The organism is Pseudomonadota bacterium, from assembly GCA_039815145.1.
Lineage (GTDB): Bacteria > Pseudomonadota > Gammaproteobacteria > Steroidobacterales > JBCBZW01 > JBCBZW01.
Window position 1 is genome coordinate 1 of the sequence record JBCBZW010000035.1, and the last position, 13,958, is coordinate 13,958.

Annotated in this window: 14 protein-coding genes; 2 read left to right on the forward strand and 12 right to left on the reverse strand. The window is 64.8% G+C overall.

Annotated elements, in window-relative coordinates:
* Positions 1 to 139: 139 nt before the first annotated feature.
* From AAF184_11040 to flgB, 12 genes are all read right to left on the reverse strand, one after another.
* Positions 140 to 1,570 (reverse strand): flagellin, encoded by a 1,431-nt coding sequence (locus AAF184_11040; GenBank protein MEO0422864.1) that lies wholly within the window; start codon positions 1,568 to 1,570, stop codon positions 140 to 142.
* A 334-nt stretch (positions 1,571 to 1,904) separates the two neighbouring features.
* Positions 1,905 to 3,101: a flagellar hook-associated protein FlgL gene (gene flgL, locus AAF184_11045; GenBank protein MEO0422865.1), complete on the reverse strand. Its 1,197-nt coding sequence runs from the start codon at positions 3,099 to 3,101 to the stop codon at positions 1,905 to 1,907.
* 32 nt (positions 3,102 to 3,133) lie between these two features.
* Positions 3,134 to 5,032, reverse strand: coding sequence for a flagellar hook-associated protein FlgK (gene flgK, locus AAF184_11050; protein ID MEO0422866.1), 1,899 nt, complete (start codon positions 5,030 to 5,032; stop codon positions 3,134 to 3,136).
* The gene (gene flgJ / locus AAF184_11055; protein MEO0422867.1) at positions 5,029 to 6,075 is read right to left on the reverse strand and encodes a flagellar assembly peptidoglycan hydrolase FlgJ; all 1,047 of its coding nucleotides are present in this window, start codon (positions 6,073 to 6,075) and stop codon (positions 5,029 to 5,031) included. Before flgJ ends, flgK begins: the two co-directional genes overlap by 4 nt.
* Complete coding sequence (locus AAF184_11060; GenBank protein MEO0422868.1) at positions 6,075 to 7,223, reverse strand: flagellar basal body P-ring protein FlgI; 1,149 nt, start codon at positions 7,221 to 7,223, stop codon at positions 6,075 to 6,077. The genes flgJ and AAF184_11060 overlap by 1 nt, the downstream gene beginning before the upstream one ends.
* A gap of 23 nt (positions 7,224 to 7,246) precedes the next feature.
* Entirely contained in the window at positions 7,247 to 7,951 is a 705-nt protein-coding gene (gene flgH, locus AAF184_11065) for a flagellar basal body L-ring protein FlgH (GenBank protein MEO0422869.1), read from the reverse strand.
* Between the two features lie 41 nt (positions 7,952 to 7,992).
* Positions 7,993 to 8,778, reverse strand: a complete 786-nt coding sequence (flgG, locus tag AAF184_11070) for a flagellar basal-body rod protein FlgG (GenBank protein ID MEO0422870.1) — start codon at positions 8,776 to 8,778, stop codon at positions 7,993 to 7,995.
* A 19-nt stretch (positions 8,779 to 8,797) separates the two neighbouring features.
* Positions 8,798 to 9,526 (reverse strand): flagellar basal body rod protein FlgF, encoded by a 729-nt coding sequence (flgF, locus tag AAF184_11075; protein MEO0422871.1) that lies wholly within the window; start codon positions 9,524 to 9,526, stop codon positions 8,798 to 8,800.
* Positions 9,527 to 9,538: 12 nt separating this feature from the next.
* Positions 9,539 to 10,717 (reverse strand): flagellar hook protein FlgE, encoded by a 1,179-nt coding sequence (gene flgE / locus AAF184_11080; protein MEO0422872.1) that lies wholly within the window; start codon positions 10,715 to 10,717, stop codon positions 9,539 to 9,541.
* Positions 10,718 to 10,791: 74 nt separating this feature from the next.
* Positions 10,792 to 11,454 (reverse strand): flagellar hook assembly protein FlgD, encoded by a 663-nt coding sequence (locus AAF184_11085; GenBank protein ID MEO0422873.1) that lies wholly within the window; start codon positions 11,452 to 11,454, stop codon positions 10,792 to 10,794.
* Between the two features lie 32 nt (positions 11,455 to 11,486).
* Positions 11,487 to 11,894, reverse strand: coding sequence for a flagellar basal body rod protein FlgC (gene flgC, locus AAF184_11090; GenBank protein MEO0422874.1), 408 nt, complete (start codon positions 11,892 to 11,894; stop codon positions 11,487 to 11,489).
* The gene (gene flgB, locus AAF184_11095) at positions 11,894 to 12,301 is read right to left on the reverse strand and encodes a flagellar basal body rod protein FlgB (GenBank protein ID MEO0422875.1); all 408 of its coding nucleotides are present in this window, start codon (positions 12,299 to 12,301) and stop codon (positions 11,894 to 11,896) included. Before flgB ends, flgC begins: the two co-directional genes overlap by 1 nt.
* A gap of 389 nt (positions 12,302 to 12,690) precedes the next feature.
* Here flgB and flgA point away from each other — a divergent pair, with 389 nt between their 5' ends.
* Both flgA and flgM read left to right on the forward strand, forming a co-directional pair.
* Positions 12,691 to 13,416, forward strand: coding sequence for a flagellar basal body P-ring formation chaperone FlgA (flgA, locus tag AAF184_11100; protein ID MEO0422876.1), 726 nt, complete (start codon positions 12,691 to 12,693; stop codon positions 13,414 to 13,416).
* Between the two features lie 189 nt (positions 13,417 to 13,605).
* Positions 13,606 to 13,947 carry a flagellar biosynthesis anti-sigma factor FlgM gene (gene flgM, locus AAF184_11105; protein MEO0422877.1) on the forward strand — a complete coding sequence of 114 codons (342 nt, stop codon included), beginning with the start codon at positions 13,606 to 13,608 and terminating at the stop codon, positions 13,945 to 13,947.
* Positions 13,948 to 13,958: the final 11 nt, after the last annotated feature.

Below are 13,958 nucleotides of genomic sequence, written 5' to 3' on the forward strand. Positions count from 1 at the left end.
CACGACAAGCCAGTCACAGGCAATCCAGCTGGCTGCGCAACTTTGCGGTCTTTTGTAACTTTCTCAACATAGAATAAAGCTATGGATAAAGCATCCAGCGCCCTGCCGCCGACCCGTCCTGGAGGAGCTACTTGAGCGTTTAGCCCAGCAGACCCAGGACCGACTGGGGCGCCGCGTTGGCCTGCGACGTCACCGAGATGCCGGCCTGCTGCAGGATCTGCGCGCGCGTTAGCTTGGCAGTTTCAGCAGCGAAGTCAGCGTCGGTGATTCGGCCGCGCGAAGCTTCCAGGTTCACCTGCACGTTGGACAGGTTGGCGATCGTCGACTCGAGACGGTTCTGCGTAGCACCGAGGTCCGAACGTACCGAGTTGATCTGGGCAAGGGCCGCATCAATTCGGGTGATCGTGGTCTCGGAGTTCGTCACCGTGGTCACGTCCACGGAGTTCAACGTGGTGTTATCCAGGTTGACCACCGTGTCGCCGAAGCCCGTGCGGCTGTTCGCGTCACCCACGGTGATGGCACCGGTGGGCGAGGTCAGCTGGATGCTGCCGCGAGCGACCGCCGCAGTACCGCCGTCATCGGTGAAGAACGTGGTGGAGTTGGAGTTGGCGTCGGTCACGGACGCTTCCGTCTCGATGTTACGGCCGTCTTCCGCGGTGAGACGAATCGTGCCGCCGTTGTTTTCCGCCGTCACACCGGTCTGGCTGGACACAGCGTTGATCTGCTCGACCACCTCATCTGCCGTCAGCGTGGTGTTGGTCTCGTTGAGCACGGTCACGCCGTTGATGTCGAGCTGGAAGGTGTCAGCCGCGTCCGTCAGGGTGATGCCACCGGCCACGTCACCGTCGACCACAGCAGAGACCACGGTGGCCTCGACGCCCGTGATACCGCTGTTGTTGATCGCGTCAGCCTTGGCAAAGGCGCTGTCAGAGCCCTGACCAGTCTCGGTCCCAGCGAAGCCAGCGGAAGCCGCCACCTCAACGCCATTGATGGTGACGTCGCCCGCCGCGAGCGCGTTAGCGTCGACGGCGGATGCACCGGTAGCCTGAGCGATGGTGCCCAGGGAGTTGGTACGAGCACTGGTGCTCAGATCCAAGGTGATCGTGTCGCCCACCTCGGAACCCACCTGGAAGGTGGCGGTACCGAAGGTGCCGTCGAGCACTGCCAGGCCGTTGAAGGTAGTCTGCGTGGCGATACGGTCGATCTCCGCCAGACGCTGCTGCACTTCTGCATCCAGCGCGCCGCGGTCGTCGTTCGAGTTAGTACCGTTAGCGGACTGCACGGCCAGCTCACGAATACGCTGCAAGTTGTTGACCACCTCGCCGAGGGCACCTTCCGTCGTCTGCGACAGGGAGATGCCGTCGTTGGCGTTTCGCACAGCCTGGTTGAGGCCGCGAATCTGCGTGGTCAGACGTTCTGCGATCGACAGACCAGCAGCGTCGTCTTTGGCGCTGTTGATGCGAAGGCCAGAACCGAGACGTTCCAGTGCCGAGCCCAGCAGCGACTCGGAGTTAGAGAGGTTGCGCTGGGCTGTCAGAGACAGAACGTTAGTGTTGACTGTCAAAGCCATGTTTGAACTCCTGATGCGGTTGTAACGAAGTTTCTGGCTCAAGCGACGCACCACGAGTGGGTGGGGCGCTCACAGGCCAGCCTTCGAACCCCGTATCGGGAGTGGCCGTGCAAACCTTAGGAATGCACGCTTCCCGTCGTCAGGATCGAGACGTTGCGCCGATTTCCGAGCACCGGCGCTAAAGTTCATGGCAAACCGGGCGGTTAGGGCGGCGATCTGCCCCCCTTTTGACGTAACTTCGTCACTTTCGCCGACCAGTCGTGGCGGCGCGGTGACGGGCGCATGGTCCCGCTCACTGCATCGACCATCTGTTGCATTAGCTTAAGCGCCTGCATCAGAGGAAGTTGAACAATGAGAGCCGCTGCACGGCCACGTAGGACTGTTGCGCGGCTTCGAGCGTGTTGATCTGGATTTCCAGGGAGCTGATCGTCTCGACCAGGTCCACGTCCTCCACCGCTGAGCGCGAGGCCTGCAGCAAGATCGCACTCTCATCGTTCAGTGTGCGCTGGCTCTCAACGGCGTTCAGGCGCGCGCCCGATCTCGCCCGTTGCACGGAGAAGTTCTCCTGGGCCTGGTCGAGATTGACGAGGGCGGAGTTGAGCGCGTTGTTGAGCGCGGCTCGATCGGCGGGGGTCGGTTGCGAGGTGTTCAGCACCTCCACCAACTGATCCAGGGTGGAGAAGACATCCTGATTGCGGCTCGGAGCGACTATGAAGGAATCACCCGCTAGCGGCGCGCCGCTAAGACCTACCCTCAGGCCCTCGAAGATGATGTCGCCACCGGCATCCGGGTCGTAGTCCCCGCTGGCGATGCGCGCGCCGCCCTCCCTCACCTCGTACTCCGTCGGCGAGGTGAAGTTGATGGCATAGGTGCTATCCACCTCGACACTCAGATCGATCACGCTGCCGGCATCAATCACGCCCGTGCCGGTGTTGGTCGACTGGGCACTCGTCACGAACGAACCGTTGCCATCGGCAACTCGCATGAATACAGCATCGCCATCGGCCCCGTCGCTGACGGTCCGGCCGGGTCCGATCTGCAGCTGCCGCTCCACCTGATCGCCCAGGTAGCTCACGCCGTTCGCGGAATCCGCGAAGGGCTCGATGTTCGAACGCGTGCCAGAGAATAGGTAGCGCCCCTCGCCATCGACGGCGTTCGCCAAGGCGATCACTTCCTGGCGAATCTGCTCCACTTCAGCTCCAATCGCGCGGCGATCCGCGTCGGAGAGGATGGCGTTGTTGGCCTGAATCGCCAGCTCACGCACTCGTCGGAACTGATCGCCGAGATCGCCGAGAGTCACCTCCTGCAGGATCAGGCGATCCTCCGCACGACCCGCATTGACCTCGAACTGCTCGAGTTGCTCCAGGGCCCGGGTCAGCTGCAGGCTGCGGGTGGCCCCGAAGGGATCCTCGCTCGGCGACTGAAAAGCCTTGCCCGTGGCCGACTGACTTTGCAATCGGGTTAGCTCGGCTGATGCGCGACCGATCAGGTCGATCATCAGGGTGGGATTGGAAAGCTCCGCTACTCGCATCGTCTCACTCCGTCAATCGAGGATCGCTGGCACTACTGAACGATGCCGAGCAAGGTATTGAACAACTCGTCCGCCGCACGAATTACTTCCGCAGACGCTGAGTAGGCCTGTTGGAAGCGCAGGAGATTGGTAGCTTCCTCGTCGAGGTTCACCCCGGACAGCGCCAGACGCTCCTGCTCCGCATTCACGAGCAGAGAGGCGGCGGCGTCGAAGCTCAGATTGATCGCGCGATTCTCAGCGGCAAGCCCCGTCACCAGGTTGTCGAAGCCACCCTCCGTGGTGGTGGTGCCGCCGTTGAGCGTGCGCAAACTACGAATGTCCAACATCGCCAAGCCGTTGCGGTTATCGCCTATCCCGGATGCATTCGGCTCGAAGGTAAAGACGTCACCGGCCACCAGGTCACCATTCAGGGTGAATGAGTAGCCGTTGATGGATACGGGTTGGCCCAGGTTGTAGCCACGAACCTCAACGCCGTCCACGTCGAAGGTACGGTCGTCGATGATGGTGATGGTCACCGGATTGAACAAGCCCGGAGCGTCCCGGTTGATCACGGTGAGGTCATCGATATAGCCATCGCCGATGTTATCCAGACTCGCGCTCGCGACCACGGGCGCAGCAATGGCAAGGTCCGCAGGGTCGTTGGTGAGCAATTGCAGACCGCTGATCACGTCGGTGGTCGGGCGCACGCGAATGCGATCGCCGGCGGCCGGCGTACCGGTCACCGTGATGGTCACGCCGTTCACCACCAGCGGATCTGCGGAGGCACCCGAACCCGTAAAGGGCACTTCACGCTGGGTCACGGCGTCGCGGATCACCCACGCCGAACCGTCGTAGCGCAGATCGTAGTCCTGGCCGGTGAGTGCCAGCGTGTCGGTGACCGCGGCACTGGCGCCGAGCCCGGGACTCGCATCATCGCGGATGAAGGTGGTGGCGTCGCCGAAGGCGAAGAGTTCCTCACCGAGCTGACCGTCCAAGGTCAGGCCGTTGCGGTTTACCTCGTTGAGCTGGTCGAACAGGGCGTAGGCGACGGCGCCGAGCTCGTTGCGCGAGCCCACCAGTACGTCGCGGCGATAGTCGATCAAACCGCCGAGCTCACCGCCGCGCAGACGACTGCCGATGTCGATCGTGGTGGCCCCCGGGCCGCTACCGGTCTGCAGGGTCACGGTCAGCACCTGGGGATCGGAGGGATCGATGGCCACCGCCAGCGTGTCCGCCTCCACACCGCGGATCAAGGTCAACCCCTCACCGATGACCACGGTGATCGAGCCGTCGCCATTCTCGGAGGTCTGCACGTTGGTGTAATTGCTCAGCTCCCGCAGCAACGCATCGCGCCTGTCAAGTAGATCATTAGGCCCGCGGCCGGCACTGCCACCCGCCCGAGATATCTCGTCGTTCAGATCGGCGATCGACTTGGCCAGCGAGTTGATGTCGGACACGGCGATACTGAGCCGCTGATCGATCTGCGACTCGACCTCGCGGAAGCGCGTATCCAAGGCCCGGAACTGATCGATCATGGCCGCGGCCGCGCCCAAGGTGTCCTCGCGCGAGGCCAGGGACGAGGGATCGGTGGTAAGCGAGGAGAGGGACTCGAAGAAGCCCTGGATGCCGGCGGACACGCCTGACTCGGCGTTGATCAGCACGCTATCGACGCTCGCCCCCAGCTCGCTCATCGCACTCAGGCGCGCCGCGGACTCGGTGGCGTTGAAGAGAGACCGGGTCAGGAACTGATCGAAGACTCGTCGCACCCCGGCCAACTCGACGCCAGAGCCGATTCGCACCGCACCGCCGCCCTGCCCCGGCAGCGACTCGAACTCCGACACCTGGCGGCTGTAGTTCTCGTTGCTGGCGTTGGCAATGTTGTTGCTCACGGTGGCAAGCGCTGCCTGGTAGGACAGCAAGCCCGACACGCCGGTGTTGAAGATACTGCTCATGGGGTCACTCCTAGGTCATCCAACAGCGTGGAGAGCTTGCCGTTGGCGATGGATTCGATCTTCTGTGCGTAAGCTGGATCCGTGGCGTAGCCGCCGTGCTGCAGGCCGCGCGCAAAGGCGCCGATGTCCTCGCCCGTGCCGAGCGCTTCGGCGTAGCGCGGATTGCGCTCGAGCAAGCGCACGTAATCCTCGAGGCTCTGCGCCGGCGAGTCGTACACACGGAACTGGGCGATAGTCTTGCGCAGCACCCCGTCGTCCATTTCCAGGGTCGACAAGGTGGTGCGGCCGCCGGCCCAGTCGGTGCCTGCCTTGATGCCGAACAAGTTGTTGCTGCTGCTGCCGTTCGCCGTCGGCGGCACGTGGCGACCCCAACCGGTCTCCAAGGCCATCTGCGAAAGCAGGCCGCGAGCGCTGACGCCCAAGCGTCGCGCCGCCTGGCGCGCGAGGGGCAGCAGCGAGCTGACGAATTCGCTGGCCGATTCGAAGGCCTGCCCAAGGCCCTGCGACTTCGCGGGGGCAACGGGTTCGACCTGGGACGCCTGACCTGGCGTCGTGCCGACGGGAGCGCGCAGGCCCGAGCGCGGAACCACCTGGTACTTCGCATCGGTCGGCGGCGGCATGGCCGGCTCGGCGAAGGCGCGCGGTGCCGGCAAGGGCTTGGCCGCGACAGGGTCCGCCCCTCGCGCTGGCGTCCCGAGCCCCAGTTGCTCACGCAGGAGCTCGGCGAGGCCGAGTCCTCGCCCCTGCACGAGGCGCTGAGCGATCTGCCCGTCGAACATCTCCAGGTAGCTCGAGTTCGACCCGCTGCTGCCGCCGAGGGCGCCACCGCCCCCCAAACCGCCGTCGGCGCTCAGGGTCTGGGTGGCCGAGCGCATGCTCTTGAGCATCATGCGCACGAACATCTGTTCGAACTGCTCGATCACCGCCTGGGTCTGATCGGCGTCGAGGGCCTGACCGCTGTTGGCCGCCACGCGCGCGCTCTGCGCAGCACTCGACACGCCATCGAGCACGGCGGGGGTGAGATGTTGGGCGAGGGAGTTCATCAGATCACCACCAGCTCCGCACGCAAGGCTCCGGCGTGCTTGAGGGCCTGCAGGATGGAGACGAGATCGCTGGGTCCGGCGCCTACCTGGTTGACCGCCGTGACGATGTCGCTGAGGGTGACGCCAGGCTCGAACAGGAACATCGCGTTCTCCTGCTCGGTGATCTCCACCGCGGACTGCTCGACCACCGCGGTGGCACCACCGCCGAAGGGCGATGGCTGGCTGACTCCCGGCTGCTCGCTGATCGTGACCGTGAGCGTGCCGTGGGTCACGGCGGCGGGGTACACCCGCACGTGCGAACCGATCACCACGGTCCCCGTGCGCGAGTTGACGATGACCCGCGCTGGGGCCTCGCCAGGCTCCACCTCCAGGTTCTCGAGTTCGGCGACGAAGGCGACCCGCTGGGAAGGGTCCAAGGGTGCTCGCACCGAGAGGGTGCTCTGGTCCACGGCGACGGCCATCTCCGGCCCGAAGAAGGCGTTGACGGAGTCGATGACCCGTCGAATGGTCGTAAAATCCGGCGTGTGGAGGTTCAGGCGAATGCTGTCGCCGCTAGCGAAGGCGCTAGGCACCGTGCGTTCGATGGTGGCACCGTTCGGAATCCGGGCCACGGTCTTCACGCCCACGTTCACGCTGGTCCCGGTGTTGCCGGAAGCGCCGAAGCCGCTCGCGATGAGGTTGCCCTGGGCGATCGCGTAGACACCGCCGTCGGCTCCCTTCAGGGGCGTCATGATCAGGCTACCGCCGCGCAAGCTGTCGGCGTTGCCCAAGGACGAGACGGTCACATCGATCTGCTGCCCCGGCTTGCCGAAGGGCGGCAGATCGGCGTGCACGATCACGGACGCTACGTTGGTCAGCTGCAGGTTCGTGTTCGGCGGAATGGTGATGCCGAAGCCCTGCAGCATGTTGATGATGGACTGCTGCGTGAAGCGCGCCTGCACCGTCTGATCGCCGGTGCCGTCGAGACCCACCACGAGACCGTAGCCAACGAGCTGATTGGTACGCACACCCTGAATCGAGGCGATGTCCTTGATGCGCTCTGCACGCAACTCCCCGAGGGGCGCGATCAGACACACCAGCACCACGGCCAGCAACAGCGCCAAACGGCGGCGCGCCCGGGTGATCAGCAATGACTCAGCGGTTCGCATACTTGACGCAATCCTTAGGTTATTCAAAGAGGGAAGAGCGGCGAATCGAACAGGCGCCCGAGCCAGCCCTGAGCATTGGCGCGAGCGACGGCGCCACGACCGCTGTAGGTGATCCGCGCGTTGGCCACCCGGAAGGACTCGACGGAGTTATCCGTTTGAATGTCCGCCGGCCGCACCAGACCACTGATGCGTAGCAGCTCCGAGCCCTGGTTGATCTCGATCCACTTCTCCCCGTGCACCAGCAGGTTCCCCGTCGGGGTGACGCCCACCACGGTGACGGTGATGCTGCCGTTGAGACTGTTGCTCTGGGACGAGTCACCGGAGCCCGAGAAGGCCCGCGAGGTGTCGATGTCGTTTTGCAGGAACTGAGTCCCGGTGCGGGGCACGGGTCCCCCGGCGATGGTCGGCGCGGGGATATCCAACTCGCTCTCGCGACTGGTGGCCGTGCTCGCCGACTTTCTTGCATCGGTCCGCTCGGCCAGCGTGATCGTGATCATGTCGCCGACGCGACGCGCCTTCACGTCCTCGAAGAAGCGGATGTCCTGCCCTGAGGTGTAGATGGCGCCGGACTCGGCCACCGCCGGGGCGACGATCTGCGTCGGCGGCGCCGACGGCCAGGCCGGCATATCGTCCGAGCTCGTGCTGGCGCAGCCCACCAGCCCCATCAGCGGCGCACCGAGCAGCCCTGCGCTGAGGAGCCTTGCCCCCTGTTGCCACCGATCACTCATCGTCACGCCTCGACCCATTGATTTTGCTATGCGATAGCCCATCAGAGGTTGTTGCTCAGGAACTGCAGCATCTGGTCGTTGGCGGAGATCACCCGGGAGTTGATCTCGTAGGCGCGCTGGGTCTCGATCATGCTCACCAGTTCCTCCACCACGTTCACGTTCGAACCCTCCACGGCCTGCCCTCGCAGCTGCCCGGCGCCCGCCTGCCCAGGGACGGAAGGCGTGGCGGCACCCGAGGCCGCGGACTCGACGAAGAGGTTCTCGCCCCGCGGCATCAGGCCGGACGGATTGGCGAAGGTGGTCACCTGGATGTTGCCCTGGTTGACCGCCGCCGGCTGGCCCTGCAATTGCACGGACACGGTGCCGTCGGTGCCGATGGTGATGGAGACCGCATCCTCGGGGATGTTCACCGGGGGATCGAGGAGGTAGCCGCTGGAGGTCACCATGTCGCCGTTGGCGTTGCGCTGGAAGGCGCCGTCGCGGGTGAAGGCCTGGGTGCCGTCGGGCAACTGCACGGAGAAGAAGCCCTGCCCTTCGATCGCCACATCGAGCGGGTTGCCCGTGGGCTGGATCGGCCCCTGCAGGAACATCTTCTGGGTGGCTACGACGCGCACGCCGCTGCCCAGCATCAACCCCGAGGGCAGCTCGGTCTGCTGCGAGGAAAGACCGCCCACCTGCTTGACGTTCTGGTAGAGCAGGTCCTCGAAGGCGACCCGGCCCGTCTTAAAGCCGGTGGTGGACGAGTTCGATAGGTTGTTGGCGATGTTGCTCATGCGCGTTTGCTGCGCATCGAGCCCTGTCTGCGCGGCCCATAAAGCTGGCGTCATGCTGCTCGTCTCCTAAGAATCATCGTACGAAGGTTGCGACGGAGGCCGCGGCGCGCGCGTTCTCCTCGGCAGCCGTCATGGTCTTCACGTTCATCTCCCACAGGCGCGAGAGCTCGATCATGCGCACCATCTCGTGCACGGGATTGACGTTGCTCTGCTCGAGGGCGCCGGAACGCACTCGTACCTCCGGGTCGTCCTCGAAGGGCTCGGAAGCGTTGAGCAATCCGTCCTCGCGGCGGTAGAGCGATTGAGCCGGTGGATTCACCAGCCGCAGGCGGCCGACGGCGGCACCTGCGCCCCCGTCCTGACTCACCAGCACCGAACCGTCCGGCTCGATGAAGGGCTGGCCACCGGGTGGGATGGAGATAGGTCCACCTTCGCCCAGGACGAGACCGCCGTTGCTGGTAGACAGCAGACCGCCCGGACCGATGCTGAACTCGCCATTGCGGGTGAGGCCCTCGGCCCCGCTCGGATCCTGCACCACGAAGAAGCCATCGCCACTCAGGGCCACGTCGAGGCGGCGACCGGTCTCGCGGATGGCGCCGTAGGAGAGGTCGATGCTCTGCGAGGTGGCCGAGGGGTTGATGCGGCTGTGGAACCCGACCCCCTGACCCTCCTTCGCTTCGAAGCCGTGCAGATCGGCCCGAAAGCCGGTCGTCGAGGCGTTAGCAAGATTGTTCGCATTAACCGCCTGCGCCATCATCAGCTGGCGCGCGCCGTTCATGCCTACGTAGAGAAAACGATCCATCTGTCAGGCCCCTTACAGGTTGATGATGGTCTGCTGAATCTCATCCTGGGTGGAGATCATCTGCGCGTTGGCCTGGAAGAACTGCTGGGAGATGATCATGTCCACCAGCTGGGTGGTGAGGTCGACGTTGGACTGCTCGAGGGCGCCGGACTGGACGAGCCCGAAGCGACTGCTACCGGCCACGCCCCGCACAGCCTCACCGGAGGCGGTGGTGTCGACCCAGGTGTTGTCACCGTCCACCCGCAGCCCCTGCGTATTGGTGAAGGCGCTCAGAGCGATCTGTCCCAGCGCCTGGGTGGTGCCGTTGCTGAAGCGCGCGGAGACCACGCCACTGGTATCGGTGTCGATCCCCGTCAGCAACCCCACGCCGAAGCCATCCTGGAACACCTGGGTGATGGTGAAGGCGTCACCGAACTGCGTGCTCGCGTCGAAGTCGAAGGTGAGATCGAGATCGTTCGCGCCGCCCGCAACGGCGTAGGGCGGGAAATCGAGTTCGCCGTTCGCGGGCGATGCGAGCTGTCCCTCGCTACTGAACTGCAAGGTCTGACCGGCGCCCACCGTGTCGCCGTCGATCGTGAGGTGGGTCGTCCATTGACCGTCAGCTGCCCCCTTAACGAAATAAAAGGTGGCCACGTGAGGTGCACCCAGCGAATCGAACACGGTGGTTGATGCCGAGTTGTTGAAGCTGTCGACATCGAGCGGGTCAAACACCGGGGAGACGGGTGGCTGCGCCGATGCCGGCACGTTAAGGCCGATGTCGCCGCCGGTGGTGGCCCGAGGCGGGGCTTCGCCCACGGCTAGTCGCAGGTCTACCAGGTTGCCGATGTCGAACACGCCCCGTCCCGCCTCGGGAAACACCTGCAGGCGCTGACCGAAGCTGTTCACGACGAACCCTTCGTTGTCCACCCCGAAGGCGCCGGAGCGCGAGTACACGAGCGAGCCTTCATCCTCGAGGGTGAAGAACCCCTCGCCTGAGATCGCCATGTCGAAGCTGTTGCCGGTGAACTCGATCGTGCCGGAACCGAACTGCTGGGTCTCCGCGGCCTGCTGCACACCCTTGGTGACGAGCTCGGAGAACTCCAGGCGCGACTCCTTGAATCCGAGCGTCGCGGAGTTAGCGATGTTGTTGGCAATGACGCTGAGATCGGTGGAGGCAGCGTTGATACCACTGAGAGCGATCTGAAATGACATAGTTGTTCCTCTTCGTAACTAGATGGTTCGCGGATCGGGTCGCTGCGCGAGCGCCACCGATGAGCCTGCGAACGTCAACTGATTTCCTTCACCTGGGAGACGCCAACGGTGTCGCCGTTGGCCAGGGCGAGTTCCACCTCGCCTCCCAGGCCGCTCAGCAACACGCTGTCCACCCGGGTGGCGATCTCCAGGGGAGCCGTAAAGGTCTCCTCGCCGGCGGTGCCGACGGCGTTCACGGTGTAGGTGCCTGCGGGCATTAGCGCGCCGGCATCGTCACGGCCGTCCCAAACGAAGTCCGTCACGCCATCCTGGGCACCGAGGGACAGGCGGCGAATCACGGCGCCGCCCGGGTCGGTGATCTCCACCGTCAGATCGTCCACGGAACTCTCGAGGGGGACGCGACCGGTCACCGTGCCACCGTCTTCCAGCACCGCTGCATCGGTCTGCGCGATCACATCGCGCCCCACCAGGGAGGCGCTCTGCAGGGTCTGGTTGGCAGCGAGGGCGTCGGCGAGCACAGCGAAGGAGTCCTCGAGGTCGCGGATGCCGGATGCCGTCTCGAAGGCCGCGAGCTGGCTCAGGAACTCGCCGTTGTCCATCGGTTCTGTGGGGTTCTGGTTTTGCAGCTGCGTGAGCATCAAGGTCAGAAAGCTGTCCTCCGCATCGTCGATGCCGGACGGGTTCGACGTGGACGGGGCCACATCGAAGGAGGGGGCGATGGGATCTGAGATGATCATGGTTTGGCTAAGGCTCCTTGAGGGGTCGCGACTTACTGACCGATGGTCAGCGTGCGGGACATCATCTCTTTCGAGGTGTTGAGCACCTCGATGCTGTTCTGATAGGTGCGCGAGGCGGACATCATGTTCACCATCTCCGCGATGACATCGACGTTGCTGAGGTAGACGTAGCCCTCCTCATCAGCCATCGGATTGGTCGGCTCGAAGCGCTTTGGTCCCGGCGAGAAGTCCTCCACCACGCCGCGCACCTGCACGCCGCCGCGGGCCCGCGAGTTCTGATCGAGGATGGTGGCGAACACCGGCGACCTCGCGTGGTACGTCGAGGCGGGGGAGTTGCCGGCGGATTCGGCGTTGGCGATGTTGCTCGCCGTCACGTTCATGCGCACGGACTGGGCAGCCATGGCGCTCGCGGACACATCGAAGATGTTGAACATGCTCATCAGCGGCCTCCGGTGATCGCATCACGCAGGCCGGAGATGCGCCCGCTCAAAAAACGCAGGGTGGCCTGGTAGCGCAGGGAGTTTTCAGCGAACGCAGCGATCTCGACGTCTGGCTCGACCGTGTTGCCGTCCAGGCTCGGCTGCATCGGCACCCGGTAGGACACCTCACCGCCGCTGCGCGTCACCGTCGGTTCACTGAAATGACCAGCGCGCGTACGATTGAGCGTCGGCTCCTGCGTCTTGCCGTCGACGTAGCCGCGCATCACCTCACGGAAATCCACATCCCGTGCCTGGAAGTTCGGTGTGTCCGCGTTAGCGATGTTGGCGGCTAACAGATTCGAACGGTCCGTGCGGACCTTCATCGCTTGGGCATGCAGCCCTAGGTAGTTGTCCAAGTCGAATATCACGTGTGCCTCCGAGCAAGATCTGGTTGAGCGCCTCGTGGGTTCGCTCCCGGGGGACAGGAGCAACTTGCGTGCCAGTCCTGGAAAACACCGCTCATCCGACGGCCTGTGAACCAGCGCTCACACGCCATGTGAACCAGCCCGCAGGGTGTGCCCGAAGCGGTGCTGCGCCGGCGCGGCGGGCTTGCCGTCAGGCGGCAACAGGCGGCAAGGGTTTGCCCACCGTTCGCGAGCTGTCGAGCGCTCGGCAAGGCCTCTCGAGCGCGCAGCAGGCAGAGAAATCTGATAGGCACGCGGCTTGCATCACCTTTGTAGCTCGGACGCCGACAGGCTCCGGGGTCGGTGATCATCCTGCCCTTGCACACTCAAGGGCTTACGCGCGGAGAAGCACGATGGGGAGAGCGATTCGGCCGACACTGTGGGCCGCCATCAGCGTCATGCTGTTGACACCCCACGCCGGAGCCACGACGCCCGACGTCGCCTGGCAACCGCTGGAGGCGCTGAGCCAGCTCGCGGAGCAAACGGTCCTGGCCGCCCAGCCGAGCGACGGTTACCGTCGCGTGGTCAGGGGCCATCGACTCGATCCGCGACTGAAGTTGAAGGCCTGCGCGGACACACCGTCCGCGTCGATACGCGATCCGGGCCGGCGTCCTGGCGCCTACCGCACGGTCTCCCTCCAATGCGAGGGGCCCGTGGCGTGGACCGCTTATATACGTGTGGCCCTGGAGACCTACGCGGAGGTGGTGGTCGCGCGCCGTCCGGTGGCCCGGGGCCAACACCTGAGCGGAGAGGACCTGTACCTGGAGGAGCGGCGCATCGACCAGCTCCCCTACGGCTGGTTCCATCGTCGAGAGGAGCTCGTGGGTCGCCCGGCCCTGCGCCCGGTGGCGGCAGGCGCGGTGGTGACCCCGAGCAACGTGGGACGCAGCAACGACATCCTGGCTGGCCAGGAGGTGCTACTGAAGGCGAACACCAGCGGGATCGCCGTCGGCATGCCGGGCGAGGCACTCGAAGATGGCCGACGGGGCGAACTCATCCGGGTCCGCAATTTGCGATCCCAGGTGGTGGTGGAGGGGGTGATACGCAGCGCCAAGGTGGTCGAGGTGCTACTCGAATGACAACGGCCGCCGCATCCCCTACCGTTTTTCTCGAATTTGCGACCTTTGCACGGACTCGCTTCACAGAATCCCTAAAGTCGGCCGCAGCGCTGCCGATAACCAGGTCACAGGACGCGAGCATCGTCAGCAGTTGAGACGCGCTACACGTTCGAACGACCCCCTTTCCACCCACACGCATTGGAGACTGAGGTGACGGACAAGATCACGGGCCCCAGCAGCGGCGGCGCCAGCGGCAGCTACCCGGGGATCATCGGTCCCGACCGTAGCCCCCCATCCACGAACGCGACCGCCGGTACGACCGCCACGCGCTCGACGCCAGCGAACACCGAGACCGTGTCGCTCACCGAGGACGCCGCGCTGTTGCAGGCCCTCGACGAGCAGATCGCCGCCACCCCCGCGGTCAACGCGGCACGGGTGGAGGAGGTACGCACGGCCCTGGCCAACGGGGAGTACCGCATCGATCCCGAACGAGTGGCCGAGAAGCTGCTCGCCGCCGAGGGCGGTATCGCCTCTCTCCTGTTCCGTAACTAGCCGATAGCGTG